Source organism: Pseudomonas sp. NPDC090755, assembly GCF_044769005.1.
GTDB lineage: Bacteria > Pseudomonadota > Gammaproteobacteria > Pseudomonadales > Pseudomonadaceae > Aquipseudomonas.
Map to the genome: position 1 here is coordinate 1 of NZ_JBIVXC010000050.1, position 3,918 is coordinate 3,918.

Here is a 3,918-nt window from a genome sequence, read left to right on the forward strand (position 1 = left end):
TTCGGACCGGGAGAGGAGGCATGGCTGGTCCACCGCTTCATTCTCACCGGTGATCCGGCCAGCGAGGAGCTACGCCGCAAAGTGGGCTTGCAGGTTCATCGGCAGTTCACTCGGCCTGATGGTTTGATTATGCGTGTCGAGCGCTGGTGCTGGGATGCCGGTGGCCACTCATCCGATGAGGTCGCAGCTGAGAGCAGACGCCATGGCGTGCAGTGGGTAGTCCCGATCTTCGGGGCCAGCACCTATGGCAAACCGATCGCCAATTTCCCCAAGAAGCGCAAGGACGGCATCTACAAGACCGAGGTCGGTACCGACAACGCGAAGGAGCTGATCTATAGCCGGTTGAAGATCGCCATTGATATGGCGAAATCCCAGTCCGGCGAAACGCAGCCTGGTGCCATCCACTTCCCGGCCAACGACGACATTTGCGACGAGGATGAACTCAAGCAGATCACCGCTGAGCGTAAGAAGCCTGTGATGGTGAAAGGTAAGCGAGAGCTCCGTTGGGATGCCGGCGGCCGCCGTAACGAAGGCCTGGACTGCTTCGTTTACGCGCTCGCGGCTCTTCGAATTAGCCAGCAACGCTTTGGCCTAGACCTCAATGCCCTGGCACAGCAGCCGGAGCCTGGCGGTTCCGCTGCTACGGATACTGCTGAAGAGCGCCCGCGTCGCAAATCCTCCTACTGGAACAAGTCATGACGACCTACACGCACGAGCAGTACGCCGCCATCTCGGCGGCCATCGCCGAGGGTGCGCTCAGTGTGCGCTATGCCGACAAGAGCGTTACCTACCGATCGCTGGACGAGATGCTGCGCATCAGGAAGCTGATGGCCGACGAGCTCGGCCTGAATGCCAACAATGACGGCGGTCGCCGCTACGCCTCCTTCTCCAAAGGCTACTGAAATGGGTCTACTCGATACCTGGTTTCCCGGCAGGGCCGCGAAGCGCGCCGAGTCGCGCCTGAAGAAAATGCGGGCAGACATGCAGGTCAAGCTGCTGGAGCGTCGTTTCGAAGGCGCGGCCGGCGGGCGGCGCAACGATGGGTGGCGTAGTTCCGGTACCGATGCGAATGCGGAGATCGGCCCGGCGCTCGCCCGGTTGCGGAACCGGGCCCGCGATCTGCGCCGCAACAACCCCTACGCCGAGCGCGCCGTCACGGGCATAGCCGACAACGTGGTCGGGGCAGGCATCGTGCCCAGACCTCTGGCCAAGAGCGCTCGTGCTAACAAGCGGCTGATCGAGCTTTGGAAGGCTTGGGGCGAGACCATGCTGTGCGATGCCGACGGCCTGGAGAATTTCTACGGCCTGCAGCACAAGATCATGGAGGCTGTGCCCGAAGGCGGCGAAGTGCTGGTCCGCCGCCGGCGCCGCAAGAGCGAGGATAAACTGCCGGTGCCCCTGCAACTGCAGGTCCTTGAAGCAGATTTCCTCGACGAGGAGAAAAACGGTCCCAACGGCAACAACCAGATTATTCAGGGCATCGAGTTCGACCCACTCGGCAAGCGGGTGGCCTACTGGCTGTTCGACGAGCACCCGGGTGCGAGCAACGTCTGGAAGTCGATCAGCTCCCGTCGGGTAGATGCAGCGGACGTGATCCACGTGTTTCTCCCCAAGCGTCCCGGCCAGGCCCGCGGTTACAGCTGGTTTGCACCGGTGATGCAGCGGCTGCGCAACTTCGATGAGATGGAAGACGCGATCATGGAGCAGGCCAAGATCGCCGCCTGTTTCGCCGCCTTCGTCACCAAGGACGATACCGGTACGGGAGGCAACAAGCGGCCGCCGCTGGTGGAGCGCGTCGAGCCCGGGATCATCCAAGAGCTGGGCCAAGGGGAGACGGTGAGCTTCGGCACACCGCCGGTGTTCAACGGATACAGCACTTATTCCTGGCAAGGCCTGCACGCCATTTCGGTCGGTCTGGGTGTGCCCTACGAGCTGGTCACCGGCGACTTGAAGGGCGTGAACTTTTCCAGTGGTCGTATGGGCTGGCTGCACTTTGCCCGCCGGGTCGACGTGTGGCAGTGGCGAATGGTGATCCCCCAGCTCTGTGAAGGGGTGTGGGCCTGGTTTATGGAGGCGCAGATGCTGGTGCCAGGCGCCGTGCTCGAGCCAGCCGGCGCCGAGTGGACCCCACCGCGCCGCGACATGGTGGACCCGAAGGCCGAGATCGAAGCCGTCAAACAGCGTCTGCGTAATGGCCTGGTCACCTGGCCGGACGCGCTGCGCGAGCTCGGTATCACCGATCCCTATGACCACGCCAAGAACATCCAGGAGGCCAACGCCCTGCTCGACAGCCTGGGGCTGATCCTCGACTGCGACCCGCGCCGGGTTGCTGCTGCTGGAGCCTCCAGCCAACCACAACCTACTGAAGAGAAACCGGACGATGCCGCAGACGATGACGAAGCAGCATGACACGCCGATGCTTTCGCTGCGCGCGGCGGTGCGGCCGGACACGGTCGATATCGAAGCGCGAACCGTTGAACTGACCTGGACAACTGGCGCCCAAGGTCGGCGCTGGAACTGGGACGTCGGCTACTACCTCGAGGAACTTGAGGTCAGCGATACCGCCGTCCGACTCGAGCGAATGAACAATGGCGCGCCCTTGCTCAGCGTGCACAACCAGTGGGAGCTCCGCTCGGTTCTGGCGGTGGTGGAGCGTGCCTGGCTCGACAATGGAGAGGGCCACGCGATTGTCCGCTTCAGCCAGCGCGAGGACGCCGACGAGGTGTTCCGCGACGTGAAGGACGGCATTCTGCGGAATATCTCCGTTGGTTACAGCGTGCACCGTTACGTACTGGTTGAGGGCGGTGACGACACCATGCCGATCTACCGTGCGGTGGATTGGGAGCCCATGGAAATCTCCATTGTCCCGGTCGGCTTCGACGACGGTGCCAAGGTGCGTAGCGCCAAGACGCCCGCCGAATACGAGGGACGTCGATTCAACACCCTATTTGAAACTCGGAAGGACGAAGTGCCTGCCGTGCAGCCGGCCGCCGTGGCCACCCCCAATGAGGAAATTGAGATGACCGAAGAAGAGAAGCGCGCGGCTGATGAGCTGATTCGTCGCGAGGCAGCTGAAGCTGAGCGCAAGCGCGGCACCAGCATCCGCGCAATGGCTCGGAAAGTCGGCCTGGACGAGGCCTTCGCCGACGAGCTGGTCGAGCGTGGTCTGAGCGTCGATGCTGCGAGTGCCGCGATGATCGACAAGCTGGCCGAGCGTCAACAGGGTGATCAGCCGCTGGGACGCAACAGTCAGCCAACCGTTACCGGCGGCCAGGATGTCGCGCTGATCACCGCCAAGCGCGAAGCCATGCAGAACGCTCTGCTGAACCGCTGCAATCCGCAGATCGCACTGGTTGATGCGGCGCGCGAGTTCCGCGGCATGCGCCTTCTGGATATGGCCCGTGAGGCCATTGAGCTGGTCGGTGGCAACTCGCGCGGCATGATGCCCCAAGAGATCGCCCGCGCCGCGCTCGGTTGCGATCGTCAGGCTGTGCGCGCCGCTGGCATGCACACCACCAGTGATTTCCCGATCCTGCTCGGCGGCGCGGTGACTCGCACCTTGCGCGATTCCTATGCCCAGGCACCGCAAACCTGGCGGCCTCTGGGCCAGCTCACTACCGTGCCGGACTTCCGTGCCACCACTCGTGCCGCGCTGGGTGATATCTCCGCGCTCGAGGAGGTTAAGGAGCACGGTGAGTACAAGTACGGCAAGCTTGAAGAGGAAGGCGCACCGATCCGCGTGACGAAGTTCGGCAAGATCATCGCCATCACCTGGGAATCGATTATCAACGATGACCTGGGTGCGCTGACCCGCATCCCGCGCGCCTATGGCCTGGCTGCCGCGCAGACCGAATCCAACCTGGTGTGGAACCTGTTGCTGAGCAACCCGAACTACACCGACGGCAAAGCAATCTTCGT

4 protein-coding genes are annotated in these 3,918 nt (G+C 63.1%); all 4 read left to right on the top strand.

Going from position 1 to position 3,918, the window contains the following annotated elements; genetic code table 11:
- Positions 1-699, top strand: a 699-nt coding sequence (locus tag ACIQUS_RS27080; protein WP_403054211.1) for a terminase gpA endonuclease subunit, incomplete at its 5' end; no start/stop codon positions are given.
- Positions 696-902: a phage head-tail joining protein gene (locus ACIQUS_RS27085; RefSeq protein ID WP_186618016.1), complete on the top strand. Its 207-nt coding sequence runs from the start codon at positions 696-698 to the stop codon at positions 900-902. The genes ACIQUS_RS27080 and ACIQUS_RS27085, both read left to right, overlap by 4 nt.
- Before the next feature lies 1 nt (position 903).
- Positions 904-2,409 carry a phage portal protein gene (locus ACIQUS_RS27090; RefSeq protein WP_403054215.1) on the top strand — a complete coding sequence of 502 codons (1,506 nt, stop codon included), beginning with the start codon at positions 904-906 and terminating at the stop codon, positions 2,407-2,409.
- Positions 2,381-3,918 (top strand): prohead protease/major capsid protein fusion protein (locus ACIQUS_RS27095; protein WP_403054218.1); only part of this gene is annotated, 1,538 nt, incomplete at its 3' end. The genes ACIQUS_RS27090 and ACIQUS_RS27095, both read left to right, overlap by 29 nt.